17 protein-coding genes are annotated in these 25,223 nt (G+C 68.6%); 7 read left to right on the top strand and 10 right to left on the bottom strand.

What is annotated here, in order from left to right:
• Positions 1–20 precede the first annotated feature (20 nt).
• The 3 genes from LGM56_RS04280 to LGM56_RS04270 form a co-directional block, all read right to left on the bottom strand.
• Positions 21–1,811 (bottom strand): sensor domain-containing diguanylate cyclase, encoded by a 1,791-nt coding sequence (locus LGM56_RS04280; protein WP_226203016.1) that lies wholly within the window; start codon positions 1,809–1,811, stop codon positions 21–23.
• Entirely contained in the window at positions 1,808–2,941 is a 1,134-nt protein-coding gene (locus LGM56_RS04275) for an extracellular solute-binding protein (protein ID WP_226203015.1), read from the bottom strand. The genes LGM56_RS04280 and LGM56_RS04275 overlap by 4 nt, the downstream gene beginning before the upstream one ends.
• Before the next feature lie 161 nt (positions 2,942–3,102).
• Positions 3,103–3,825: a FadR/GntR family transcriptional regulator gene (locus LGM56_RS04270; protein WP_089429080.1), complete on the bottom strand. Its 723-nt coding sequence runs from the start codon at positions 3,823–3,825 to the stop codon at positions 3,103–3,105.
• A 270-nt stretch (positions 3,826–4,095) separates the two neighbouring features.
• On the opposite strand from LGM56_RS04270, the gene uxuA reads away from it, so the two are divergent.
• The 6 genes from uxuA (at position 4,096) to LGM56_RS04240 (ending at position 11,001) form a co-directional block, all read left to right on the top strand.
• Positions 4,096–5,160, top strand: a complete 1,065-nt coding sequence (uxuA, locus tag LGM56_RS04265; RefSeq protein WP_179254888.1) for a mannonate dehydratase — start codon at positions 4,096–4,098, stop codon at positions 5,158–5,160.
• Between the two features lie 71 nt (positions 5,161–5,231).
• The gene (locus LGM56_RS04260) at positions 5,232–6,542 is read left to right on the top strand and encodes an MFS transporter (RefSeq protein WP_226203013.1); all 1,311 of its coding nucleotides are present in this window, start codon (positions 5,232–5,234) and stop codon (positions 6,540–6,542) included.
• A gap of 141 nt (positions 6,543–6,683) precedes the next feature.
• On the top strand, positions 6,684–8,117 hold the full coding sequence (locus LGM56_RS04255; protein ID WP_089496800.1) for a PLP-dependent aminotransferase family protein: 1,434 nt from the start codon (positions 6,684–6,686) through the stop codon (positions 8,115–8,117).
• A 92-nt stretch (positions 8,118–8,209) separates the two neighbouring features.
• Positions 8,210–8,605 (top strand): hypothetical protein, encoded by a 396-nt coding sequence (locus LGM56_RS04250; protein WP_089496799.1) that lies wholly within the window; start codon positions 8,210–8,212, stop codon positions 8,603–8,605.
• A 27-nt stretch (positions 8,606–8,632) separates the two neighbouring features.
• Entirely contained in the window at positions 8,633–10,591 is a 1,959-nt protein-coding gene (locus LGM56_RS04245; protein ID WP_413226750.1) for a nitrite/sulfite reductase, read from the top strand.
• The gene (locus LGM56_RS04240) at positions 10,588–11,001 is read left to right on the top strand and encodes a DUF934 domain-containing protein (RefSeq protein WP_089496797.1); all 414 of its coding nucleotides are present in this window, start codon (positions 10,588–10,590) and stop codon (positions 10,999–11,001) included. Before LGM56_RS04245 ends, LGM56_RS04240 begins: the two co-directional genes overlap by 4 nt.
• A gap of 78 nt (positions 11,002–11,079) precedes the next feature.
• On the opposite strand, the gene LGM56_RS04235 is transcribed toward LGM56_RS04240, so the two are convergent.
• The 3 genes from LGM56_RS04235 to LGM56_RS04225 form a co-directional block, all read right to left on the bottom strand.
• Positions 11,080–12,360: a virulence factor family protein gene (locus LGM56_RS04235; RefSeq protein ID WP_089458370.1), complete on the bottom strand. Its 1,281-nt coding sequence runs from the start codon at positions 12,358–12,360 to the stop codon at positions 11,080–11,082.
• Positions 12,357–14,951 (bottom strand): bifunctional lysylphosphatidylglycerol flippase/synthetase MprF, encoded by a 2,595-nt coding sequence (gene mprF / locus LGM56_RS04230; RefSeq protein ID WP_089475021.1) that lies wholly within the window; start codon positions 14,949–14,951, stop codon positions 12,357–12,359. Before mprF ends, LGM56_RS04235 begins: the two co-directional genes overlap by 4 nt.
• A gap of 403 nt (positions 14,952–15,354) precedes the next feature.
• Positions 15,355–15,735: a hypothetical protein gene (locus LGM56_RS04225; protein ID WP_089498111.1), complete on the bottom strand. Its 381-nt coding sequence runs from the start codon at positions 15,733–15,735 to the stop codon at positions 15,355–15,357.
• Between the two features lie 52 nt (positions 15,736–15,787).
• Here LGM56_RS04225 and LGM56_RS04220 point away from each other — a divergent pair, with 52 nt between their 5' ends.
• Positions 15,788–16,411, top strand: coding sequence for a hypothetical protein (locus tag LGM56_RS04220; RefSeq protein WP_226203009.1), 624 nt, complete (start codon positions 15,788–15,790; stop codon positions 16,409–16,411).
• Positions 16,412–16,436: 25 nt separating this feature from the next.
• Here LGM56_RS04220 and LGM56_RS04215 read toward each other — a convergent pair whose 3' ends face one another.
• From LGM56_RS04215 to LGM56_RS04200, 4 genes are read right to left on the bottom strand one after another with little or no spacing between them, the layout of a single operon-like run.
• A complete protein-coding gene (locus LGM56_RS04215) occupies positions 16,437–20,624 on the bottom strand; it encodes a bifunctional nitrate reductase/sulfite reductase flavoprotein subunit alpha (RefSeq protein ID WP_226203008.1) in 4,188 nt (1,395 codons plus the stop codon).
• Between the two features lie 16 nt (positions 20,625–20,640).
• Positions 20,641–20,988, bottom strand: a complete 348-nt coding sequence (nirD, locus tag LGM56_RS04210; RefSeq protein ID WP_089496792.1) for a nitrite reductase small subunit NirD — start codon at positions 20,986–20,988, stop codon at positions 20,641–20,643.
• 38 nt (positions 20,989–21,026) lie between these two features.
• Positions 21,027–23,624 carry a nitrite reductase large subunit NirB gene (gene nirB / locus LGM56_RS04205; RefSeq protein WP_226203006.1) on the bottom strand — a complete coding sequence of 866 codons (2,598 nt, stop codon included), beginning with the start codon at positions 23,622–23,624 and terminating at the stop codon, positions 21,027–21,029.
• A gap of 21 nt (positions 23,625–23,645) precedes the next feature.
• Positions 23,646–24,971, bottom strand: coding sequence for an MFS transporter (locus LGM56_RS04200; protein WP_089496790.1), 1,326 nt, complete (start codon positions 24,969–24,971; stop codon positions 23,646–23,648).
• Positions 24,972–25,223: the final 252 nt, after the last annotated feature.

Raw genomic sequence — 25,223 nt, 5'->3', positions numbered from 1 at the left:
CGCGGACCCGCGAGCGGCCGTCACCGGCCGCCGCCCGACGCGACCCGGCCGGCCGCTTCGTCCGTCCCGCTGCCGGCGCCACGCCCGTTGCCGACCAGTTCCTGATAGCGCACGAACACGCGCTGCGCGGACGCCTTCGCCGCGTACATCGCCGCATCGGCCTTGACGAGCAGTTCCTCGGCCGACGCACCGTCGGCCGGAAACTCGCTGACGCCGATACTCGCGCCGACGGCCACGCGCCGGTCGCCGAACTCCAGCTCCTCGTCCATCACGCGCTGGATGCGCGACGCGACGTCGCCGATCACCGCCGGTGAACGCACGTCGGTAACCAGCACGATGAATTCGTCGCCACCGAGCCGCGCGACCATGTCGCCGCCACGCAGCACGAGGCTCAACCGCTTGGCGACCGCGACGAGCGTGCGGTCGCCGGCCGAGTGGCCGTGCTGGTCGTTGATCTGCTTGAAGCGGTCGAGGTCGACGAACATCACGGCCAGCCCTTCGTGCAGCGCGGCTGCCCGCCGGATCGCGGCATCGAGATGCTCCATGAACAGCAGGCGATTCGGCAGTTCGGTCAGCGCATCGTGTCCGGCGAGGTGCGTGAGTTCCAGCTGCTTCGCGCGCAACATCGCGACCTGCGTGCGGATCTCGACGCGCATGCTGTCGAAACAGCGCGCGAGCACGCCGATCTCGTCGGCACGCCCGACCGGCAACTGCTCGCTGGCCGGATCGTCGAACACGTGCGTCGCGGCGCGTGCGAGCGTTTGCAGCGGCCGCGTGATCGCACGCGCGAACAGGATCGCGAGGATCACCGCCATCAGGCTCGACACCAGCACCATCCGGACGATCCGCTCGCCGAGCATGCCCGCCGGCGACAACACGTCCGCCAGCGGGCGCCCCATCCCGAGCACGACGAAGCGGTTGCCCTCGTCGTGCCCGAACGGCGTGCGCACGAACGCGAACATCTGGCCCGGCGCCGCGGCGGGGTCGGCCAGGCCATCGAGGGTCACGTTTGTGCGCGCGCTGTCGAACAGCGCACGCGTGACGGCGAAGCGGTCCTGCATCAGCACGCGCCGGCCTCGATCGAAGCCGAACGTCTGCGTCGGATCGGGATGCACGAGGAAATCGCCCCACTCGTTCGCGAGGTACACCGTGTAGTCTTCCGGCAGATCGCGCTCGAGCCGGTCGAACACGCGCGACAGCTCGACGTCGACGACGAGCGCCCCCACCGTCTGGCCCGACGCGTCGACGACCGGCGTACCCACGCGCAGGATCGGCAGCCCTTCGGCCGCGTGCGCGCCCGTCTCGTGGTTGATCACGATCGGCGACAGGTAGATATGACCGGGCGCCGTGGCCAGCGTATCGAATACGTAGGAAAACTGTCCTTTCTCCTGCAACGCACGGTCCGGCAGGACGACGATGCCGTTCGCATCGCGATCGACACGGATGCGTTCGAGGCCGAAATCCCCGCGCGCGATCAGGCGGATCTGCAGGTACTCCGGGTGATTTCTCATGAAGCTGTAGAACACCTGCTCGAGCCGCGCACGTGGCGCGCCATCCCGGTTGTCGCCGCCGGAGACCCGCGCACACGACGGCAACTGTGCGAGCACGAGCGCATCGTCCGAGACGTCGGACAGCGCCGTGGTGAAGCGCTGCCCGAGCAGTTGCGTCGACATCAGCAGGCTGTGCTGCGCTTCCTGCACGAGCATCGTGCGGTTCGCGCGATACGCGTAATAGCCGGTCGTGCCGGACGCGATCACGCCGATGCAGGCGAACAGCACCGACAGTTTCGACGTGAGCCCGAGCCGGATCATTTTCCGAAACGCTCCGGCCGGTCGCCCGACACGATGCGGCTCCACAGCGATTCGCGCCGCGCGATGTCCTCGACGGGCTGGAGCCAGACGAGATGCTGGTGCCCGGTGTCGAGTCCCGGCGGCGACGCGAGCGTGTTCGCGAGGCCCTGGCGTTCGGTCAGCAGCGCGCCGATCGCCGGTTCGAGCATGTAATTGATCCACGCGAACGCGAGCGCCGGATGTTGCGCGCCGCGCGTGACAGCCCAGCAGTCGAGCCACGCGAGCGCGCCTTCATCCGGGATCACGTAGCCGACGTCCGCGCCGGCCCGTCGCAGCAGTTCGACCTGTTGCGTGCCGTAGTTGCCGAACATCAGCGCCGCACGATGCTGGACGAACAACGCGGTCGCCTCTTCAGGAAGCGTGTAGTACGTCAGCAGGTTGCGGCGCAGGTCGATCAGCTTGTGCGCGACGGCGAGCGTCTGCGCGGGCGACAGGCGAAACGGATCGCGATAGCCGAGCGCGAGCGCCGCGAACGAGAAATTGTGCTGCGCGCTGTTGAAGTCGAGCACCTTGCCGCGATAGCGCGGATTCCACATCTCCCGCATCGCGCGCGGCGCGGCCGGCACCTGCTTGCGGTCGTAGATCAGCCCCATCGACGAATACGTGAACGGAATCGCATACGGGGCGCCCGCTTCAACGAGCCCGTCGATCGCCGCGAGTTGCTGGAAGTTCGGCAACTGCCGCCGCCGGTTCGGGATGCGCGACAAGTCGATCGGCGCGAGCAGGCGTTCGTGCGCATAGCGCTGGATCTCGGCCGTATTCGCGGCCAGTACGTCGTACGGCGGCGGCGCCGCGCTGTGCATGCGCGTCCACAGTGCTTCGTCGGAGTCGACGAACGTCACTTCGACGCGCGCGTGAAATTGCGCCTCGAACGCACTGACGACATCGTCGTCCGCATAGCCGGGCCATGCGAGCACACGCAGCACGGTGTCGTTGACGGTTTCGGGAGAGGCGGCGAACGCTGGGGGAAGCACGGAGGCAAGTAAGCCCGCCGTCAAAATGATGAGCAGCCGGCGCACGGCGAACCGTACGCGCGTACGCGCGCCGATTCCCCTGATGAATAGGACCCCGTGTGAATCGCCCGGCTGCATTCGACTGTCCTTTTTCGAGTCGATGCGATATCCCGCAACAAGACCATAAAACCTGTGGTCGTGCAATCGGAAGAAGCCGTACCACGGGAGCGCGGGCGCCGTTGCTCACCGCCGTATGACGGTAACGTTACGCCGGCCTCTTTCCTCTGACGGAACGCGCGTCAGCGCCACGCCTGCGTGAATTCCGCGATCACGCGCGACAGGTGTGCACGCATCGCGTCGCGTGCCGCCGTTGCGTCGCGCGCCATGATCGCCGCGAAGATCCGCTGGTGATCTTCCTGCGACGCCTCACGCAGCGCGGTCGAGTGAAAATGCTCCTCGATCTTGTCCCACAGCGGATCGCTGCGCGCGCAGTCCCACATCGCGGTGACCATGTGCAGCAGCACCGTGTTGCCGGTCGATTCCGCGATACGCAGGTGGAACTGGCGATCGGCCGCGTCGTACGCGACCTTGTCGTCCATCTGCTCGCGCATCGTCGTCAGCGAGAAAAACAGCCGGTCGAGATCCGCATCCTTGCGTTCAGTCGCCGCGAGCGCCGCGACTTCCGCCTCGATCAGCCCGCGTGCGCGCAGCGTCTCGATCGGCCCCGGGCCGCGCGGCACCTCGAACGTCACCGGCCGCGCGGCGTCGGCCGCCGATACGTAGATGCCCGAACCGATTCGCACCTCGACGATCCCCTGCACCTCGAGCGCGATGATCGCCTCGCGCACCTGCGTGCGGCTCACGCCGAACTGGTCGGCCAGGCTGCGCTCGGACGGCAGCCGCGCGCCGGCCTCGAACGCACCGGCGGCCACCATCGCGTGAATCTGCCGCGCAAGGCCGATATAGGAGCGATCCGCGGCATCGGTATCGCGGCTGGCGGGCAGGCTGGAAAGATCGGTCATCGAAAGGCTCGCAACAGGCTGGCCGGCGCCGTCGCGGCGCCGGATCGCCAAAATGGTACACCAATTACGGGCCGCCTCCGATTCGGCGTGGTGGCCGGTGCGACGCGTGCCTTTCCGGTGATGCGCTGACGCTCCGATTTCATCTCGACAACTGGTAAACCACTATCCCGCGAAACTGGCATACCAATCATAATCCGCACACCGGAGACGGGGCCGCCACGCTGCCGCCCGTCCGTCCGATTCCTCAACCGCCCGTCAGGAGCCGCTCCAGTGAAGATGTCTTTCCGTTGGTACGGCGAGTCCGATCCGGTCTCGCTGCAATACATCCGCCAGATCCCGGGCGTCACGCATATCGTGTCCGCGATCTACGACGAACCGGTGGGCGAAGTCTGGCCCGCGCACAAGATCGACGCGCTGAAGGCGACGATCGAGCGCGCCGGCCTGCAGTTCGAAGTCGTCGAGTCGGTGCCGGTACACGAGGACATCAAGCTCGGCAAGCCGGGCCGCGACCGCCTGATCGACCACTACCGTCAGACGATTCGCCATCTCGGCGCGGCCGGCGTGCGCGTGATCTGCTACAACTTCATGCCCGTGTTCGACTGGACGCGCACCGAGCTGTCGAAGACGCTCGACGACGGCTCGACCTGCCTCGCGTTCAGCACCGACGCGGTCGAGCGGATCGATCCGGACGACGGCATCGCGCTGCCGGGCTGGGATTCGAGCTACCGGCCCGAACAGTTGAAGGCGCTGCTCGCCGAGTATCGCGACGTCGACGAAGCCGCGCTGTGGGCGAACCTCGAATACTTCCTGAAGGCGATCATCCCCGTCGCCGAGGAAGCCGGCGTGAAGATGGCGATCCACCCCGACGATCCGCCGCGCCCGATCTTCGGGCTGCCGCGCATCGTGAAGAACCGCGACGATCTCGCGCGGATCGTGCGCATCGTCGACACCCCCGCGAACGGGCTGACGCTGTGCTCGGGCTCGCTCGGCGCGGGCCCGCAGAACGATGTCGAGGCGCTCGTGCGCGAATTCGGCGCGATGGGCCGCATCCACTTCGCGCACATTCGCAACGTGAAGGTCGACGCGAACGGCGATTTCGAGGAAACCGCCCACCTGTCGAGCTGCGGCTCGCTCGACATCGCCGCGATCGTGAAGGCGTACCACGACACCGGCTTCACCGGCTACGTGCGCCCCGACCACGGCCGCATGATCTGGGGCGAGACGGGCAAGCCCGGCTACGGCCTCTACGACCGCGCGCTCGGCGCGGTCTATCTGAACGGCCTGTGGGAAGCGCTCGCGAAGTTCGACCGCACGCCGTCGCACGCCACGCGCTAACCCGCCCATCAAGGCCGCCGGCGCTGCGGATCGCCGGCGGCCCGTCACGATATTCCGCGCGGAGACACCGCATGCCACGCATCCGATGGGCCATGATCCTCATGTGCTTCCTCGCAAACGTCATCAACTTCATCGACCGCGCGAACCTCGCGATCGCGGCGCCCAGCATCCGTGCCGACCTCGGCCTCGACGCGGTCGGCATGGGGCTCGTGCTGAGCGCATTCTTCTGGACCTACGCGTTCCTGCAACTGCCGGCCGGCTGGTTCATCGACAAGGTCGGCGTGCGCGTGAGCCTCGCGCTCGCGGTCGGCTGGTGGTCGGTGTTCACCGTCGCGACGGGCGCCGCGCGCGGCCTCGCGCAGCTCGTCGGCGTGCGGCTGATGCTCGGCGTCGGCGAAGCGGCCGCGATCCCGTCGTTCGCGAAGGTCGCGTTCAACTGGTTTCCGCGCAGCGAACGCGGACTCGCGAGCAGCATCTTCGACAGCGGCTCGCGCGTCGGCTCCGCGCTGTCGCTGCCGCTCGTCGCGTGGCTGATCTCGATCGTCGGCTGGCGCGGGTCGTTCGTGATCACGGGCGGCATCGGCATCGTGTGGGCGCTGGCGTGGTGGTTCGTCTATCGCGACCCGGAACGCTATCGCGCGATCGCGCCCGACGCCGTCGATGCCCTGCTCGCGCAGCGCGGCGCCACGACCGTTGCGGCCGCAACCGATGGCCCGAAGGTGTCGTGGCTCGACCTGTTCCGCTACCGCACCGTGTGGGGCATGATGATCGGCCTGTTCTGCCTGAACTTCGCGATCTACTTCTTCATCACGTGGTTCCCGAGCTACCTGCTGCAGTCGCGCGGCTTCTCGCTCGCGTCGCTCGGCACGTGGGGCATGCTGCCCGCGCTGCTCGCGATTCCCGGCGGCTGGCTCGGCGGCTATGTGTCGGACAGCCTGTTCCGGCGCGGCTGGAGCGCGACCGCCGCGCGCAAGACCTGCCTCGTGCTCGGCATGCTGCTGTCTTCGTCGATCGCGCTGTCGGCCTTCGTCGAGAACGTGTGGGCCTGCCTCGGTTTGTTCGCTCTCGCGTATGCGAGCCTGTCGTTTGCAGGCGCCAACGTGTGGACGCTCGTCGGCGAAGTCGCGCCGACGCCCGCGCATGTCGCATCGCTCGGCGGCATCCAGAACTTCGCCGGCAATCTCGCGGGGATCTTCATCACGACGTTCACGGGCGTGATGCTGTCGATCACGAAGGGCTCGTTCGTCGTGCCGCTCGCGGTGGCCGGTGCGTTGTGCGTGGTCGGCGCGCTGTCGTACCTGTTCATCGTCGGCAAGGTCGAGCCGTTGCCGCCGCTGCGCGGCGCCGCGACCCGGCAGAACGTCGAGCCGAACGCGGCCTGACGCGGCAGGAAAGCGCGGCCCGCCTTGAACTGACCTCGCCTGCGCTTTCCTTTTCGGGCCGCGCATCGGACAATGAGCCGCGCCCGCCGGCGCGGCGCCACTCCGGCCCGCGCGTGGCGACGGCGCGCGCCACCCTCGCCGATGAAACGCTACGAAACCCTCGCCCACACGATCGCCGACGACATCCGCAACGGCAACCTCGCCGTCGGCACGCGCCTGCCGTCGCTGCGGCAGATCATCGCGCAGCACGGCGTGAGCCAGTCGACGGTGTTTCGCGCGTACTACCTGCTCGAACAGTGGGGGCTGATCCGCGCGCGCGAACGCTCGGGCTACTATGTCGCGCCGGGCGCCACGCCGGCGGCGAGCCCGGCCGCCAAACGCCACGCAAGCCGCGCCGGCGTCACGCGCAAGGTCGACATCAGCAGCCTCGTGTTCTCCGTCCTCGACGCGGCGACCCAACCCGGCATCGTGCCGCTCGGCTCCGCGTTCCCGTCGCCGCAACTGTTTCCGCTGCCGCGTCTCGCGAAATCGCTCGCGCAGGCCACGCGGCTCGTCAGCCCGTGGAGCACGGTCGTCGACCTGCCGCCCGGCAACGAGGCGCTGCGCCAGCAGATCGCGCGGCGCTATCTCGCGACCGGCGTCTCGCAGCCGATCGACGAGATCGTCGTCACGAACGGCGCGCTCGAAGCGCTGAACCTGTGCCTGATGGCCGTCACGCGGCCCGGCGACGTCGTGGCCGTCGAAGCACCCGGTTTCTATGCGGCGCTGCAGGCGATCGAACGGCTCGACCTGCGCGCGGTCGAGATTCCCGTCGATCCGCGCACGGGCCTCGATCTCGATGCGCTCGCGAACGCGCTCGACCGGCACGACATCCGCGCGTGCTGGTTCATGACCAACTTCCAGAATCCGACCGGCGTCACGCTGTCCGTCGAAAAAAAGCGCGCGCTCGTCGCGTTGCTCGCCGCGCGCGACGTACCGCTGATCGAGGACGACGTGTACGGCGAGCTGCACTTCGGCCCCGACTACCCGCTGCCCGCGCGTGCGTTCGATCGACACGGCCTCGTGATGCATTGCAGCTCGTTCTCGAAAACGCTCGCACCCGGCTACCGGATCGGCTGGGCCGCCGCCGGCCGGTTCGCGGAGAAGGTGCAGCGGCTCAAGCTGATGACGACGCTGTCGGCCAGCATTCCCGCGCAGGTCGGCATCGCGAACTATCTCGAGCACGGCGGCTACGACCGGCACCTGCGCAAGCTGCGCGGCGCGCTGCACACGCAGCTCGACCGGATGGACGACGCGCTGCGGCGCTGGCTGCCGGCCGGCGTCGAATGGGTGCGGCCCGAAGGCGGTTATTTTCTGTGGCTCGCGTTTCCCGACGCGATCGACGCGATGGAGCTGCATCGCCAGGCCATCGCACGCGGGATCAGCTTCGCGCCGGGGCCGCTGTTTTCGGCCGCGCACGGCTTCGAGCGTTGCGTGCGCGTGAACTTCGGCCATCCGTGGAGCCGCGACATCGAACGTGCGATCCGTGTGCTCGGCGAGCTCGTCGCGCAGCCGTCGGTCCGCAAGGGCGGTTGAATCTCACCCGGGGCGCGCCGCCGGCGTCACGGCGATGCGCGCAAGCCGCATGCGGGTTACAGTGCTGATCCCGCCGCCCTTCACGATTGCCCATGAGTCAACTGCCCTACCTCGATCACGACGCGCTGTTGAAACTGACCGTTGAAGCCGCGCACATCACGCAGTCGTGCCTCTGCACGAAAACGCCGCTCGCCGGATGGACGACCCTGCCGCTGTCGCTGCAGGACGCGCAACTGACCGAAGTCGCCACGCTCGCGCCACTTGGCGAGACGGAACCGACCTACGCCGAATATCATCCGGCCGGCACGCGCTACGCGTCGGACGACGCGCCGATCGCACTGCGCCATTTCCCGTACAACCGCTGCACCGTCAACCGCTGCCGCTCGTGCGGCCGCCTGTTCCTGCGCTATCAGGAAGGCGGCGGCTACTTCATCGACCAGCGCATCCGCGCGCTCGATCCGGCGCTCGTCGTCGACGCTCCCGCATAAACGCCCGCCACGGGCATGCACGCACGCATGCCCGGCCCGCGCCGGCGTCACGCCGGCTATCTGCTGCGCCCTTTTCGTCCCCATCTGCTGCTTGTCCCGCCGCACCGCGTTCCTTACGCTGTCCCCGGTTGCCTGACACCCGTCGCAACGTCTGTCCCGAGCCGCGCGCGCCGCGCCACGGCTCCTCTCGCGTATCACGTCATGTATCGATATACCGTTTTCGACCGGGCGCTCGTGCACAGCCGCGCCGCCCAGTTTCGCGACCAGCTCGAGCGCTGGCAGCACGGCACGCTGAGCGAGGACGCATTCCGGCCGCTGCGCCTGCAGAACGGCTGGTACGTGCAGCGCCATGCGCCGATGCTGCGCGTGGCCGTCCCGTACGGCGAACTGTCGAGTGCGCAGCTGCGCGTGCTCGCGCGGATCGCGCGCGACTACGACGTGCCGGACGACGCCACCTACCGCGCCGCATCGGACGCGCAGGCCCTGCTCGGCACGCTGCGCCTGCCGACCCGCAGCGCGCACTTCACGACACGCACCAACGTGCAGTTCAACTGGATTCCGCTCGACAAGGCCGCCGACGTGATGGACCTGCTCGCGACCGTCGACATGCACGGCATCCAGACGAGCGGCAACTGCATCCGCAATATTTCGTGCGACGAGCGCGCGGGTGTCGCGCCGGACGAGATCGCCGATCCGCGCCCGTTCGCGGAAGTGATGCGCCAGTGGACCACGCTGCATCCCGAGTTCGCATTCCTGCCGCGCAAGTTCAAGATGGCGATCACCGGCGCGACCGAAGACCGCGCGGCCACCGACTGGCACGACGTCGGGCTCAAGCTCGTGCGCAACGACGCAGGCGAGCTCGGCTTTCGCGTGAGCGTCGGCGGCGGGATGGGCCGCACGCCGATGATCGCGACGCTGCTGCGCGCGTTCCTGCCGTGGCAGCACGTGATGAACTACATCGAGGCGATCGTCCGCGTGTACAACCGCTACGGACGGCGCGACAACAAGTACAAGGCGCGCATCAAGATCCTCGTGAAGACCGAGGGGCAGCGCTACATCGACGACGTCGAGGAGGAGTTCCGCCAGATCGTCGATCACGACGGCGGGCTGCACACGATTGCCCAGGTCGAGTTCGACCGCGTCGCCGCATCGTTCGTCCCGCCGCGGCTCGAGCCGCGCACGGTCAGCCTGCGCGACGCGAACCTGCGCCTGTCCGCCCAGGCGGCACGCCATCCGGCCTTCGCGCGCTGGCTCGCACGCAATGTGGCTGACCACCGCGATCCGGCGCTGCGCATCGTCACGCTGTCGTTCAAGCGCCGCCTGCAGGCACCGGGCGACGCGTCGCCGGACCAGCTCGACGCGCTCGCCGATCTCGCCGACCAGTTCTCGGCCGGCGAGGCGCGCGTCACGCACACGCAGAACGTCGTGCTGCCGTGGGTGCATGTCGACGACCTGTTCCTGCTGTGGGAAAACGCGCGGGCGATCGGGCTCGCCAGCGCGAACGTCGGACTCCTCACGGACATGATCGCGTGCCCGGGCGGCGACTTCTGCGCGCTCGCGAATGCACGCTCGATCCCGATCGCCGATGCGATCGCCGAGCGCTTCCAGGATCTCGACATGCTGCACGACGTCGGCGACATCGACCTGCACATCAGCGGCTGCATCAACTCGTGCGGCCATCATCACAGCGGCCACCTCGGCATCCTCGGCGTCGACAAGGACGGCGCCGAGTGGTATCAGGTCACGCTCGGCGGCTCGGACGGCTCGACCGCGAGCGGCCCCGCGCGGCCGGGCAAGGTGATCGGCCCGTCGTTTTCGGCGGACGAGATCGTCGATGTCGTCGATGCGATCGTCAATGCGTATCTCGACGCGCGCATCGACGACGACGGCCGCAGCGAACGATTCATCGACACCGTCCGCCGCATCGGCACGGAACCGTTCAAGGCCGCCGCGAACGACGCGCGCCATCAGGTGGAGCACGCATGACGCACGAAGAGAATCCGACCGCACGCATCCGGCTGCTGACACCGGCCGAACACGCCGGCGATTCGCAGCAGCACGGCACGGCGACGCTGACGATCGGTAACGACGAGGAACTGCCACCGCTCGCCGAACACATCGCGCGGGCCGCGCGCATCGACCTCGCGTTTCCGTCGTTCACCGATGGGCGTGCGTACAGCCAGGCGTACCTGCTGCGCAAGCGCTACGGCTTCACGGGCGACCTGCGCGCGACCGGCGAGGTGCTGGTCGACCAGTTGCTGCTGATGGAACGCACGGGGTTTTCGAGCGCGGTGCTCGGCGACGGCACGGACATCACGGCCGCGCGGCGGCAGCTCGACCGGTTCACCGGCTTCTACCAGCACGATGCGCGAACGACAACGCCCGCCGGAAAATGAAACGGGCGGCCCGCGGGCCGCCCGTACGATGCACCGGAAGCTCCCGGCCGGCGCCCGCCGCGAAGCGGGCGCCGGCGTTCAGCGCGCCGCGACCGGCTTGCCGAACGCGCCGAGGATCTTCTTCTCGAGCGCGATGTAGTCGCGGCCGAAGTGGTGATCGCCCTGCGTCTTGATCACGTCGGCGCCCGTGTTCACGAGTGCCGGACACATCGTGTCCTTCTCTTCCGCGCCATAGAAGCACTGCACGAGCTGCGGCGGCACCTTCGCGATTTCGGGCGCGACCTTCAGCGCCTTGTCGCTTGCGGGCATGCCGAGCCAGCCCGTCACGCGGATCTGGAAATCGGCGGCCGGCGCGAAGCCGAGCAGCGACATCACGGCGACCTTGTCGCGCAGGTCGGCCGGCAGCCGGTTGTACGCGAACGGCATCACGTCGGCGCCGAACGAATAGCCGACCAGTGCCACGCGGTTCGCATGCCAGCGCGCCATGTAGGTGCGCATTACGCGCGCGAGATCGCGGCTCACCTGCGCCGGCGGCTTCTCGCTCCAGAAATAGCGCAGGCTGTCGATGCCGACCACCGACACGCCGTCGCGCTGCAGCGCCTCGGCGATCGTCTTGTCGAGATCGCGCCAGCCGCCGTCACCCGAGATCACGATCGCGAGCTGGCCGTTGCCGCCCTTGGCCGGCAGCTCGATGAGCGGCAGGTCCGATACGTCGAGTTCGTCGCCGCTGGTGGTGTCCCGCAGATGCGACGTGACGAGCGACACGAGCTTCGCGGAATCGCCCGTGGCCGCCGTGTCGACGAAGCCGGGCATCGCGCGGCGCACGATCGTCGGATCGGGCGGGCACGGCTTGAAGCGCGGATCGAGCTTGGCGGCCGGATCGACCGAGACGACACCGGCGATCGTGTTCTCCGGCGCCATCGACAGGATCTGCTTCGCGATCGCGCCGCCCTGGCCCACGCCCGCGACGATCGGCGTGAAGTAGCGCGACGACTGTGCAAGGCGCTCGAGCTGATGACTGACCGCTTCGGCGTCGCCGTCGAGGTGGTGGCAGGTCTCCTGCTTCGCGGCGAGATTCATCGCGTACCGCTCCGAATCGACACCGACCGTCATCGCACCGGCCTTCGCGAGCGCATCGGCGGCCTGCTGGTCGGCCGCATTCCAGCCGGCCTCGCGCGAGAACAGCACGACGAAGCCGCGCAGCGGCCCGCTGGGTTTGGTCACGGTCACGGGCCCGTAGCGGCCGCCCGATACGGTTTCGGCCTTCATTGCGGCTGGCTGGGTGGCGCACGCGGCGCCGGCCAGCATCATTCCCGCGCAGGCGGCTGCCGCCCGCGCGATTCCCTTCTTCAACATCATGAACGCCGACCTCCAGCCAGCAATGACAGATCCGCCAGCGTGACGAACACGCCGACCGTGCCCGAGGCCGCGAGGTAACGCGGCTCCCAGTGCGGTTCGAACTTGCTCTTGAATGCGCGCAAGCCGCGGAAGTTGTAGAAGCGGCCGCCGAAGCGCCAGACCATCAGGCCGATGCGGTGCAAAGGCGACGGCATCTTCGCCGCCCCCATCCCCGAGAACGGCGCGATGCCCAGGCTCAGCTTACGGAAACCCGCTTCCTTCAGATGCAGCGCGAGCTGCGTAAACAGATATTCCATCGCGTACGGCGACGCGTCCGGCAGATGGCGCATCACGCCGACCGTCGCCTCGGTGTTGAGGTCGGTCGTCATGAACGTGACGAACGCGATCGGCTTGTCGGCCTGCCGCACGAGCATCACCGACTGCGTCGCCAGATAGCCGTCGTGGAACGCGGCGACCGAGAAGCTCTTCTCGCGCGCGTCGCGGCTGTCGAGCCAGCCGTCCGAGATGTCGCGCAGCGCCGGCAGCGCGGCCGGCACGTCGCTCGGCGCGATCACCTCGACCGTCAGCGCGTCCTTGTCGCCGCGGCGCAGCGCGTAGCGCAGGTGCGAGCGGTTCGAACCTTTCAGGTCGAACCGGTCGAGCGCGATATGCGCTTCCTCGCCGAGCTTCATCAGCGTGAGCCCCGCGTCGAGATACAGCGGCAGCGCGTTCGCGCGCACCTGGTAGAACGCCGCACGGCCGCTATGCGCGTGGGCGAGCGCGATGAACTTGCTGATCAGCGCCGGCCATTCCTCGCGCGGCCCGACCGGGTCGTGCAGCGCGGCCCACGTGCGGCCGTTCTTCGCATACATCAGGAAGGCCCGGCGGGACTCCGAGAACAGGAACGACTTGTCGCCCATCAGCGCGAGGCCCGCATCGCTGCATTCCTGCGCGCGGATGATTCGTTCGGCATCCGACAGGTCCTGCTCCGCAGGCTTCACGAAACGGCCCGGCGCCGGGCGCAGCAGTTGCCACAGCGCGAACAGCGCGACGAATACGCCGGACGCGAGCGTCGCGCGCAGTGCCCGCGGCGCGCGCGCGTCGAACGAGAAATGCGACCACAGCTCGCGCGTGTACGGCACGTCGCGGAACGCGAAGAACAGCACCCACACGGCCAGCATCAGCACCATCGCCACCGACACGAACCAGCTCACCGTGAAGCGCTCGGCCAGCAGCGACGAATGGCGGTTGAAGCGGCGACGGCTGACGAGCAGCAGCACCAGCAGCGTGCCGAGCACGCCGGCCTCGACGAACGCGAGACCCTTCGCCAGCGACAGCGCGAGGCTGGCGAGCGTCAGCGCGAAGGTCATCCACCAGGCACCGTCGAGGCGGCGCAGCAGCCCGCGCGCGACGAACAGCAGCGCCACGCCGAGCACGCTGCAGATCACCTGCGAGCCTTCGAGCACCCACAGCGGCACGAGGTGGCGCAGGATCGCGATCCGGTGCCAGAACGCGGGCGTCGCGCTCGAGATCACCAGCATCCCGCCGACCGCGAACGTCACGAGGCTCAGGAACACCGGCGCGAGCTGCGACACGCGCACGGCCTGCCGCGTCACGAGCCGGCGGCGCAGCGCGCGGCCCTCGAAACCGGCCAGCAGGCCGGCCGACAGCACGAGCGGCACGCCGAAATAGATCGCGCGATACGCGATCAGCGCGGCGACCATCGCGTGCGGCGGCACTTCGCGGCCGAGCGTGAAGACCATCGCGGCTTCGAACACGCCGATCCCGCCCGGCGTATGGCCGATCATCCCGAGCAGCAACGCGGCGGCGTAAACCGTAATGAAGGTCGGGAACCCGACCGGCGCGGCCGGCAGCAGCACCCACAGCGTCAGGCCCGCCGCGACGACGTCGAGTACCGCGTAGACGACCTGCGCAACGAGGTCGCGCCGCGCCGGCACGTCGAACGACAGCCACTTGAAGCGCGTGACGACCGGGCGTGCGGTGTGGCCGCACATCACGACCATCGCGGCCAGCACCACCAGCAGCGCCGCGCCGGTCCACGTCAGCACGCCGGGCGCGACGTGCAGCATCGCGGCGAGCGCCTCCGGCATGCAGACCATGCCGACTGCCGTCATCAACACCATCGCGAGCGCCAGCGTGCCGCTCGTGAACACCGTCATCCGGCCGATCTGCGCGGGCGTGACGCCCGACACGCCGTACACGCGAGCGCGCACCGCGCCGCCCGTCAGCGCGCCGAAGCCGGTCGCGTTACCGAGCGCGGACCCGGCGATCGCGCCGATCCACAGCGCGACGCGCGGCACCTTCGCGGCGACGTAGCGCAGGCCGACCGCGTCGCGGGCGACGAGCGCGAGATAGCTGAGGGCCGTCGCGGCCAGCGACGCGCCCCACTCGCCGGCGGACATATGACGCAACTGGCGGATCACCGACCGGTAGTCGACGGATTCCGACAGGTGCTGGAAAACCACGATCAGCAGCAGGCCGATGCCGAGCGCAAGCAGCGGCGACAGCACGCGCTCGTTGCGGATCAGCGCCCGGGCACGGGCGATCACCGCCGCGGCACGACCAGGCGAACCAGAGTGGCGGGAAGACATAAGTTGTTCAGTGGTGGTGCATAGCGTGTCGCGGCGCGGGTTGGCCGGGCGGCGACGTATCTGTGGTTGTTCTGCGTGGGCGGCCGGCCGAAGACGGGCTCGGAGGCGCCTGGGTCAGAACTTACGAGTATACGGAATTTATATTACAGAATCTTTCACGTCGGCTTTGTGCGGATTTGTGGTATCTCGTCCATCAAAAACGCATAAAGAAACAAGGCGTCCTGCAACGCAAGGTGCGCATCATACCGGGAACCGGGATGGTTTTTTCATCTGATGAATGACTTCTGATGCATTTGGGAGAAAATCGCCGGGCGCGCCCGCGCGGACAGGGACAAATGCGCAATGCCGCGCGGCTTTTCGGGGACGGGACGCGCCGATCCCGGGCAAGCATCCCGCTTCCCCGTCACTTCGCCCGCTCATGCTCCCCCAACCCGATCGCCTTGTAGTCGTAAGTCGGATAGAACTCCGTCCGGTACGCGCCCCACGCCGTGTCCTCGAGCACGCGATTGACCTCCCGCAGCCGCGACGCCGGCAGCCGCAACACGACGATCTGCCCGATCCCCATCGTCACGGTCCAGCTCACCACTTCGACACCCGGTGGCGGAAAGGCCTTGTAGAACCCCTGCTTCGCAAGCTGCGCATTCAGCTCGGCCAACGGGCGCGACTGATCGTGTTTCAGGAATACCGTGAGCAGTATTGCGTTGTCGGGGGTCGCGGCGGCCGAGCCGACGGGCGACGACGCGCCCTGCGCGGCAGCGGACAGGTTCCATGCCGCTGCCGCCATCAGGATGCCGATGGTCGCGGCCCGGGCCGCCGCCCTGACGAATCTCGTCTTCATGTTTGCTCCGGTCGATCGTGAAGGAAGGTGTGTGCCGGCCGCGAAACGAACCGGCCGTTGCCGGCGCCGACGCCTGTGCTACGCTGCGACGATCGATTCCCGCCTGCGGCCGCGACGCCGCCAGCCGAGCGCAAGCCGCATACCCGCCGCCGCGAAGGAACCCATCGGAATGAAAATGACTTCGCTGAAGAATATGCCGATTGTCGGCGGAGATACGCCGGAAACGGTCCGGGTGGCCGTCACGCTGCTGGCTGGCGCGTGGTGCATCTTTTCGTACCGCGTCGCCATTTTCGAGTCGGCCATCGTTCCGGCCCTGCTCGACCGCGTCTCGGGCGACGCGTTACGCGTCAGGATCGTCCAGATGCTCGCGGCGGCCTTCATCGCGATCGCCCTCGTCCTCGCGCTGCTCGTCGTGCAGATCGCGCGCCGGAAGAACTGGGCGCGCCTCACGATGATCGGACTGGTCATCGCCATGCTCGCGTTGATGGCCTTTACGGTCGCCCATCGGCCGGCCGATTTCCTGAGCGCCGTCTACTGCCTGTTCACGCTGGCGACCTTGCTGTTGCTGTCGCGCTCGAGCCGGCAGTGGTTCGGCCGGCCGCAACCGGACGATCACGCGTAAACCGCCGGGCCCGCGTCGCCGGCGTTCAGTACACGTCCCGCATGTAGCGCCGCGCCTTCGAGAGCCGCGCGACATAATCGTTCGCGGCTTCATCCGACATCCCGCCGTGTTCGGCGACCACCGCCTTCAGCGCCGTGTCGACATCCTTCGCCATCCGCGCGGCATCGCCGCACACGTAGAAGTGCGCGCCTTCCTCCAGCCACGCGAACAGCTCGGCGCCCTGCTCGCGCATCCGGTCCTGCACGTAGATCTTGTCGGCCTGGTCGCGCGAGAACGCGAGGTCGAGCCGCGTCAGGAAACCGCTGTCGTGCATCGCACCCAGCTCGTCGCCGTAGTAGAAGTCGGTCTGCGCATGCTGCTCGCCGAAGAACAGCCAGTTGCGCCCGCGCGCGCCGCGTGCCTGCCGCTCGTGCAGAAAGCCGCGGAACGGCGCGACACCGGTACCGGGGCCGACCATCACGATCGGCACGTCGCCGTTCACCGGCGGCCGGAAATGCGCGGACTTCTGCACGAACACCGGCACGCGGCCGTCGTCCGCGCGATCGGCGAGGAACGTCGACGCCACGCCTTTGCGCGCGCGCCGGCCGTTGTGATAACGCACGGCCGACACGGTCAGGTGGATCTCGCCCTGGTGCGCGCTCGGGCTCGACGCGATCGAATAGAGGCGCGGCTGCATGCGCTTGAGCATCCCGACCAGCTCCGTGCCCGACAGCTCGACCGGAAACTCGTGCAGCACGTCCGCAAGCTGCTGCCCCCACAGCCACTGCTTCAGGTCGCCCTTGCGGTCGTCGGCCAGTAGCGACTTCAGCGCGCCGTTCGCGCTGCGCGATGCGATGAACGCAAGCGTGTCCGGATGCGGGCGCGTGATGTCGAAGTGGCGCGCGAGCGCGTCGCCGAGGCGCACGTCGCCGACGCCCGCCACCGACACCGGCGCATCGGCCTTCAGCGCGGTGACCGACAGCAGCTCGTCGACCAGCTCCGGGCAGTTGGTCGGCCACACGCCGAGCGCGTCGCCGGTTTCGTATTCGAGGTTCGCGCCTTCGGTCGACAGCGACACGTAGCGCGTGTCCTTCGCCGCGCCCGGGCGGTTCAGCCGCAGGTTCGCGACGAGCTTCGACGGCGCCGGATGCGCCTTGGTCGGCAGCAGCCCCGACGGGCTCATCCCGCCGGTCGGCACCGCGTGCAGCGCGGTATCGGCCTCCTTGATCCGCGCGACGACGCGTTCGAGCCACTGGTCGGCGTCGCGCTGGAATTCGACGTCGCAATCGACGCGTGCGCAGAGGCGCGCCGCGCCGAGCTCCGCAAGCCGTGCGTCGAGCCGGCGGCCGTGGCCGCAGAACTGTTCGTAGTTGCGATCGCCGAACGCGAGCACCGCGAAGTGCACGCCGTCGAGGCGCGCGGCGCTGCCGGCCCGCAGCGCGTCCCAGAATTCGCTGCCGTTGTCGGGCGCATCGCCGTCGCCGAACGTGCTCGTCATCAGCAGCACGTATTGCGCACCGGCCAGCGACGCCACCGGATAGTCGGACATGCACGCGGTGCGGATCTCGAAGCCCGCGTTCATCAGCTGCGTCGCGTAGTCCTCGGTCAACGATTCGATGTTGCCGGTCTGCGACGCCCACAGCAGCACGACCTTGGGCCGTGTACGCACGATCCGCACGCCGCCGGACGCAGCGGCATCGGCCGTCGGCGCAGGCGCCACGGCACCCGGCACGCTCGCCGGCAGCGAGCGGCTGAACAGGCCGGCCAGCATGCCGTCGAGCCAGAACCGCACCGGCGGCGTGAGCGGCGCGCCGGCCGGCAGCACGGGTACGCCGCCCTCGCGCCGGCCGGCGCTCGCCCTCAGCCCGCTGACGAGGCCGGCCACGTACAACCGTTCGGTGTCCGTCAACGGCGGCGGCGCGAGGTCGGCCACGCCGAGCGCGGCCGCGAAAGTGTCGAGGTCTGCCATGTCGGATTCCTGTGAAGCAAGCGCCGGCGCGGACACCGGCCGCGCGTCGTCGGCGCGGGCGTCGGGTTGCGCCGTCTCGTCGTCGGCGGACGCGAACGCATCCGTCTCGACGCGCCGCAGCGCGACCGCGCAGTATTTCAGTTCGGGTTGCTGCGATTCGGGATCGATCGCGTCGTTCGTCACCGCGTTGATGCACAGGTCGTCGCCGTACACGTCGTTCCAGTGCATCGGCGCGAAGCAGTTGCCGCGCCGCACGCGCTCGGTCACGACCGCCGGCAGCACCGCGCGGCCGCGCGCCGAGCGGATCTCGACGCTGTCCTTCGCGGCGATGCCGAGCGCGCTCGCATCGTCCGGGTGCAGCTCGACGAACGGGCGCGGGTTGAGCTTGTTCAGCATCGCGACCTTGCCCGTCTTCGTCATCGTGTGCCATTGATGCTGCAGCCGCCCGGTGTTCAGCACGATCGGGAACGTGTCGTCGGGCCGCTCGGCCGGATCGACGTGCGGCCGCGCGAAGAAGCGCGCCTTGCCCGACGGCGTCGGGAACGCGAGGCGAGGCGCGTCGGTCGCGTCACCCTCGGCCGCCGCGCGCAGCGTCTGGCTCACGCCGTCGTTCAGATAGCGGATCGGGTGCCTGTCGCGCGCGGTGCCCGGCGCGACCGGCCACTGCACGGGCCCGTCGCGCAGCGCCGCATGGCTCGCGCCGCGCAAATCGTAGCCGGTCGCCGGATTCGAGAAGCGCACGATCTCGTCGAACACGTCGGCCGCCGACGCATAGTCGAACGCATCGCCGAAGCCCATCGCACGCGCGACGTCCGCGACGATGCGCCAGTCGGGCAGCGCGTCGCCCGGCGGGGCGACCGCCGCGCGCATCAGCGTCATGTTGCGCTCGGAGTTGACCATCACGCCGTCGCCTTCCGCCCACAGCGCGCCGGGCAACAGGATGTCCGCATAGCGGTTGGTTTCGGTGTCGAGGAAGGCGTCCTGCGCGATCACGAGCTCGGCGGCCTGCAACCCGGCGATCACGTTCTGCCGGTTCGGCACCGTGGCGACGGGGTTCGTGCAGATGATCCAGCAGGCCTTGATGTCGCCGGCCGCCATCCGCGAGAACATGTCGACCGTGCCTTGCCCTGTCTCCTTGCGCAGCGTGCCGGCCGGCACGCGCCACAGGTTCTCGACGAAACGGCGATCGTCGTCGGACGCCACCGAGCGCTGGCCCGGCAGCCCGGGGCCCATGTAGCCCATCTCACGCCCGCCCATCGCGTTCGGCTGGCCGGTCAGCGAGAACGGGCCGCTGCCGGTGCGGCAGATCTTGCCCGTCGCGAGATGCAGGTTGCAGATCGTATTGGTGTTCCACACGCCGTGCGTGCTCTGGTTGAGCCCCATCGTCCAGCAGCTCATCCACTCCTGCGCGTCGCCGATCCACTCCGCCGCCGTGCGAAGGTCGGCTTCCGCGAGCCCGGTGATGTCGGCGACACGCTCGGGCGTGTAGTCGGCGAGGAACGCAGGCATCGCGTCCCAGCCTTCGGTGTACGCATCGATGAACGCGGCATCCGTGCGGCCGTTCGCATGCAGCAGGTGCAGCAGCCCGTTGGTCAGCGCGAGATCGGTGCCCGGCCGGATCTGCAGGAACAGGTCGGCCTTGTCGGCCGTGCCGGTGCGGCGCGGATCGACGACGATCAGCTTCGCGCCGGCCTTCACGCGATCCATCATCCGCAGGAACAGGATCGGATGACAGTCGGCCATGTTCGCGCCGATCACGAAGAACAGGTTCGCGCGATCGAAATCCTGGTACGACCCGGGCGGCCCGTCCGCGCCGAGCGACTGCTTGTAGCCGGTACTCGCGCTCGCCATGCACAGGCGCGAATTCGACTCGATGTTGCGGGTGCCGACGAAGCCCTTCGCGAGCTTGTTGACGAGGTATTGCGCCTCGATCGACATCTGCCCCGATACGTAGAACGACAGCGCATCGGGCCCGTGCGTATCGAGCACCGCGCGCAGGCGGCGCGCGGTGTCGGCGATCGCATCGCGGGCCGGCAGCGGCACCAGATCGTCCTCGCGCGCCCGGCGCACGAACGCGCGGTCGAGCCGCCCCGAACGGCGCAGCGCGACGTGCGCCGACGCGCCCTTCGTGCATAGCCGCCCGAAGTTGGTCGGATGGTCGGCGTCGCCGGACACCTTGACGACTTCACCTTCCTCGACGTGCAGCACCATCCCGCAGCCGACGCCGCAGTATGGGCACACGCTCTTGACGGGGGTGGCGGTCATGCGCGCTCCGGGGCGGTCAGGCCGCGATCCACACGAAACCGTCCTCGACCCGCGACGGATACGCGCTCACCGACTGCTCGGGCGCCTCGAGACATTCGCCGGTGCGCAGGTCGAAGTGCTGCTTGTACAGCGGCGACGCGACGACGACGCGCTCGCCGAGGCTGCCGATCAGCCCGCGCGACATCACGGCCGCCTGCGACACGGGATCGATGTTGTCGATCGCGAACACGCCGCCGGCTTCGGCATGCGCGACGTGAAAAACCGCGACCTGCTCGCCGTTGACGAGCGCACACACGCCGGTGTTCGGCACGATGTCGTCGAGCGGGCACACGCGGGTCCAGGACAGCGGAAGACGATCGTTCATGATGGACTCCTTGTAAAAAACGCGGGTGTCGGTCAGGGTCAAACGGTGGCGGGTTCGGTGGCGGCTTGCGTCACGCCTTCGGCCACGACGGGAATCGACACGCGCTTGCCGCCCGCGCGTTCGCCGGGTGTCGCGGGCCGGATCTGGCCGCGCGTCTCGACGAATTCGATGGTCGTGTCCGGCGCGTCGCTGTTCACGAAGTGGCGGAAGCGCTTGCGCGTTTCCGGATCGGTCACGGCCTTCTTCCATTCGCACTCGTAGGTGTCCACCACGTGCTGCATGTCGGCTTCGAGTTCGGCGCCGAGCCCGAGCCGGTCGTGCACGACGACGTCGATCAGGTAGTCGAGGCCGCCTTCGAGGTTGTCGCGCCACACGCTCGTGCGTTGCAGCCGGTCAGCCGTGCGCACGTAGAACATCAGGAGACGGTCGATGTAGCGGATCAGCGTGGCGCGGTCGAGATCGGACGCGAGCAGTTCCGCGTGGCGCGGCTTCATCCCGCCGTTGCCGCACACGTACAGGTTCCAGCCCTTCTCGGTCGCGATGATGCCAACGTCCTTGCCCTGTGCTTCCGCGCACTCGCGCGTGCAGCCGGACACGCCGAACTTGATCTTGTGCGGTGCGCGCAGCCCCTTGTAGCGGTTCTCCAGGTCGATCGCGAGGCCGACCGAATCGTCGACGCCGTAGCGGCACCACGTCGACCCGACGCACGACTTCACGGTGCGCAGCGCCTTGCCGTACGCGTGGCCCGATTCGAAGCCGGCGGCAATCAGTTCTTCCCAGATCGACGGCAGCTGCTCGACGCGCGCGCCGAACAGGTCGACGCGCTGGCCGCCGGTGATCTTCGTGTACAGGCCATATTTTTTCGCGACCTGGCCGACCGCGATCAGCCCTTCCGGCGTGACTTCGCCGCCCGGCATGCGCGGCACCACCGAGTACGTGCCGTCGCGCTGGATGTTCGCGAGGTAGTAGTCGTTCGAGTCCTGCAGCCCCGCATGTTCCTTCTTCAGCACGAATTCGTTGAAGCACGACGCGAGAATGCCCGCCACCGCCGGCTTGCACACGTCGCAGCCGAGGCCGTGGCCGTGCTTCGCGAGCAGTTCGTCGAAGGTCGTGATGCGCTCGACGCGGATCAGGTGGAACAGTTCCTGGCGCGAATGCGGGAAGTGCTCGCACAGATGGTTGTTGACCGCGAGGCCCTGCTTCTTCATCTCGGCCTTCATGATTTGCGTGACGAGCGGCACGCAGCCGCCGCACGACGTGCCGGCACCGGTGCACGTCTTCAGCGCGCCGAGGCTCGTCGCGCCGTCGGCGACCGCCGTGCAGATCTGCGACTTCGACACGTTGTTGCACGAGCAGATCTGGGCGGCCGCGGGCAGCGCCTCGACGCCGATCGCCGGCTTCGCGACGCCGTCCGACGACGGCAGGATCAGGAATTCCGGCGATTCGGGCAGCTCGATGCGGTTCAGCATCATCTGCAGCAGCGTGCCGTACTCGGCCGCATCGCCGACCATCACCGCGCCGTGCAGGAACTTGCCGCAGTCGGACACCACGAGCTTCTTGTAGACCTGGCGGCGCTCGTCCGCGTACTGGTAGGTGCGGCTGCCGGCCGTCGTGCCGTGCGCGTCGCCGATGCTCGCGACGTCCACGCCCATCAGCTTCAGCTTCGTGCTCATGTCGGCGCCGGCGAAGGCGGCTTCGACTGCACGGTTCGCATCGCCGCCGAGCTGCTTCGCGACCACGCGCGCCATGTCGTAGCCCGGGGCGACGAGGCCGTACACCATGCCGTTCCAGGCCGCGCATTCGCCGATCGCGTAGATGTCGACATCGCTCGTGCGGCACGCGTCGTCGATCGCGACGCCACCGCGCGGGCCGACGTCGAGCCCGCATGCGCGGGCCAGTTCGTCGCGTGCGCGGATGCCGGCCGAGAACACGATCATGTCGGCGTCGAGGTGCGAACCGTCGGCGAACGCCATCCGGTGCGTGCCTGCCTCGCCATCGACGATTTCCAGCGTGTTCTTGCCCGTATGCACGGTCACGCCGAGCGCCTCGATCTTCGCGCGCAGCATCCGGCCGCCGCCGTCGTCGACCTGCACGGCCATCAGCCGCGGCGCGAATTCGACGACGTGCGTGTCGAGCCCCATGTCGCGCAGCGCCTTCGCGCATTCGAGGCCGAGCAGGCCGCCGCCGACCACGACGCCCCTTTTCGCGTGCGTGCCGCACGCCTGCATCGCTTCGAGATCCTCGATCGTCCGGTACACGAAGCAGCCGTCACGATCGTGCCCCGGCATCGGCGGCACGAACGGGCGCGAACCCGTCGCGAGCACCAGCTTGTCGTACGCGAGCGTTTCGCCGGACGCGAGCGTGACTGTATGCGCGGCGCGGTCGATCGACGCGACTTGCGCGTTCAGCCGCAGGTCGAATTGCGGATGACGTTCGAAGAAGCCGGGTTCGACGAGCGACAGGTCGTCCGCCGACTTGCCCGCGAAGAATTCCGACAGGTGCACGCGGTCGTACGCCGGACGCGGTTCCTCGCCGAGCACCGTGACCTGCAGCGCGCCCGCGGCGCCCGCTTCCGCCGCGACGCATTCGAGGAACTTGTGGCCGACCATGCCGTGGCCGATGACGATGAGTTTCATGGTGACGTTTCCTCCGGTCGATCAGTTCGCGACGCCGCTGGCAGCCAGCGCGCGGTCGCGCAACTCGGCTTCGCGCGCCTTGTGTTCCGCGCTGAAGCGCACGGCCATCGCGCAGAGCGCGGTCGCGGTGACGGCCAGGCCGAGCAGGCTCAGCGTGTGCTGCACGTCGCCGACACCCTTCAGCAGGAAGCTCGCGGCCACCGCGCCGACGTTGCCGCCCGCGCCGACGATCCCCGCCACGCCGCCGAGTGCCTTGCGGTCGATGAACGGCACCAGCGCGTAGGTCGCTCCGCAGGCCATGTGCGTGAAGAGGCCGAAGGTGAGCATCGCGACGAGGGCGATGCCGACGCTTTGCGCATGCGAGAACCAGATCAGCCCGAGCCCTTCGCCGACGATCAGCCCGCACAGCAGCGTCGCGCGCACGTCGAGGCTGCGGCTTGCGGCGATCTTGTCGGACAGCCAGCCGCCGAGCGCACGCGCGAACAGCGCGAGCAGCCCGAACAGGCCGACCGCGAACCCGGCGTCCTTCAGCGACAGGCTGAAGTGATCGACGTAGTACAGCGCGGCGATGTTGTGGATGAACACCTCGACGCCGAAGCACGCGCCGTACGTGACGAACAGCATCCACACACGATAGTTGCCGCAGGCCGCGAAGAAGCTCGCCCAGCCGCCCTTCTTGCCGCTGTCGACCGTCACGCCTGCGTGGCGCAGCGCGATGATGTCGCCTTGCGGGCAGTCCTGCGTGAAGCGCCAGTACGCCCAGGCCATCACGAGCATCGCGGCGCCCGGCACGACCAGCGCGATGCGCCACGACGAATCCTCGCCGAAGCCGAGCATCAGGCCGGCGGCGACGAGCAGCGGCATCAGCGCCTGCGTCGCGCCTGCGCCGGCGTTACCCCAGCCGGCCGTCGTCGCGTTCGCGGTGCCGACCACGTTCGGCGCGAACATCACCGACGTGTGGTACTGCGTGATCACGAAGCCCGCGCCGATCGCGCCGATGCCGAGCCGGCAGATCAGGAACGACAGGTAATCGTGCGTGAACGACACCGCGAACACGGGGATCGCGCCGAGCAGCAGCAGGCCGACGTACACGCGGCGCGGGCCGAAGCGGTCGCACAGCGGGCCGACCAGCAGCCGCACGGCGATCGTCGCGGCCACCGCCGCGATGTTGATGTTGGCGACCTGCGCGGCCGTCAGGTGGAATTCGCGTGCAATCAGCGGCATCAGCGGCGCGCACGCGAACCACGCGAAGAAGCACACGAAGAACGCCATCCACGTCAGGTGGAACGCGCGCATCGGCGCGGTGCGGAAGCTGAAGAGATCGATACGGGTAGCTTTGTCGGTCATGTCATCCGCCAAACGAAAAACGGCGTCCTGCGCACCCGGTCTCGTCGAGACCCGATGCGTAGGACGCCGTTGCCCATGAAGCCCGTTGCCGGGCGCGTCGGTAATCGGTACTGCCGGACGAATCGCCATTGATCCGCCCGAAGCCCCTGACGCAAACGCCGTGCCATGTCGTCGCTAATCGGGCCCGCAGCCCCGCCACGCAAGGCTCGTCGGGCGTTGCACGATGCGCGGCTTCGTGCGACCCACGATGCG

The organism is Burkholderia sp. AU38729, assembly GCF_020419725.1.
Classification (GTDB): Bacteria; Pseudomonadota; Gammaproteobacteria; order Burkholderiales; family Burkholderiaceae; genus Burkholderia.
This window is presented reverse-complemented; position numbering and strand designations above follow the sequence as displayed.

Excerpts from the sequence above, each read along its gene's own strand:
- LGM56_RS04245 (WP_413226750.1), top strand. The coding sequence starts at position 8,633 with ATGCCCGGCCCGCGCCGGCGTCACGCCGGCTATCTGCTGCGCCCTTTT.
- mprF (WP_089475021.1), bottom strand. The coding sequence starts at position 14,951 with ATGTCTTCCCGCCACTCTGGTTCGCCTGGTCGTGCCGCGGCGGTGATC.
- nirB (WP_226203006.1), bottom strand. The coding sequence starts at position 23,624 with ATGAAACTCATCGTCATCGGCCACGGCATGGTCGGCCACAAGTTCCTC.
- LGM56_RS04235 (WP_089458370.1), bottom strand. The coding sequence starts at position 12,360 with ATGATGTTGAAGAAGGGAATCGCGCGGGCGGCAGCCGCCTGCGCGGGA.
- LGM56_RS04255 (WP_089496800.1), top strand. The coding sequence starts at position 6,684 with ATGAAACGCTACGAAACCCTCGCCCACACGATCGCCGACGACATCCGC.
- LGM56_RS04280 (WP_226203016.1), bottom strand. The coding sequence starts at position 1,811 with ATGATCCGGCTCGGGCTCACGTCGAAACTGTCGGTGCTGTTCGCCTGC.
- nirD (WP_089496792.1), bottom strand. The coding sequence starts at position 20,988 with ATGAACGATCGTCTTCCGCTGTCCTGGACCCGCGTGTGCCCGCTCGAC.
- LGM56_RS04220 (WP_226203009.1), top strand. The coding sequence starts at position 15,788 with ATGTTTGCTCCGGTCGATCGTGAAGGAAGGTGTGTGCCGGCCGCGAAA.
- LGM56_RS04270 (WP_089429080.1), bottom strand. The coding sequence starts at position 3,825 with ATGACCGATCTTTCCAGCCTGCCCGCCAGCCGCGATACCGATGCCGCG.
- LGM56_RS04240 (WP_089496797.1), top strand. The coding sequence starts at position 10,588 with ATGACGCACGAAGAGAATCCGACCGCACGCATCCGGCTGCTGACACCG.
- LGM56_RS04200 (WP_089496790.1), bottom strand. The coding sequence starts at position 24,971 with ATGACCGACAAAGCTACCCGTATCGATCTCTTCAGCTTCCGCACCGCG.
- LGM56_RS04275 (WP_226203015.1), bottom strand. The coding sequence starts at position 2,941 with ATGCAGCCGGGCGATTCACACGGGGTCCTATTCATCAGGGGAATCGGC.
- LGM56_RS04260 (WP_226203013.1), top strand. The coding sequence starts at position 5,232 with ATGCCACGCATCCGATGGGCCATGATCCTCATGTGCTTCCTCGCAAAC.
- LGM56_RS04225 (WP_089498111.1), bottom strand. The coding sequence starts at position 15,735 with ATGGCGGCAGCGGCATGGAACCTGTCCGCTGCCGCGCAGGGCGCGTCG.
- LGM56_RS04250 (WP_089496799.1), top strand. The coding sequence starts at position 8,210 with ATGAGTCAACTGCCCTACCTCGATCACGACGCGCTGTTGAAACTGACC.
- LGM56_RS04215 (WP_226203008.1), bottom strand. The coding sequence starts at position 20,624 with ATGACCGCCACCCCCGTCAAGAGCGTGTGCCCATACTGCGGCGTCGGC.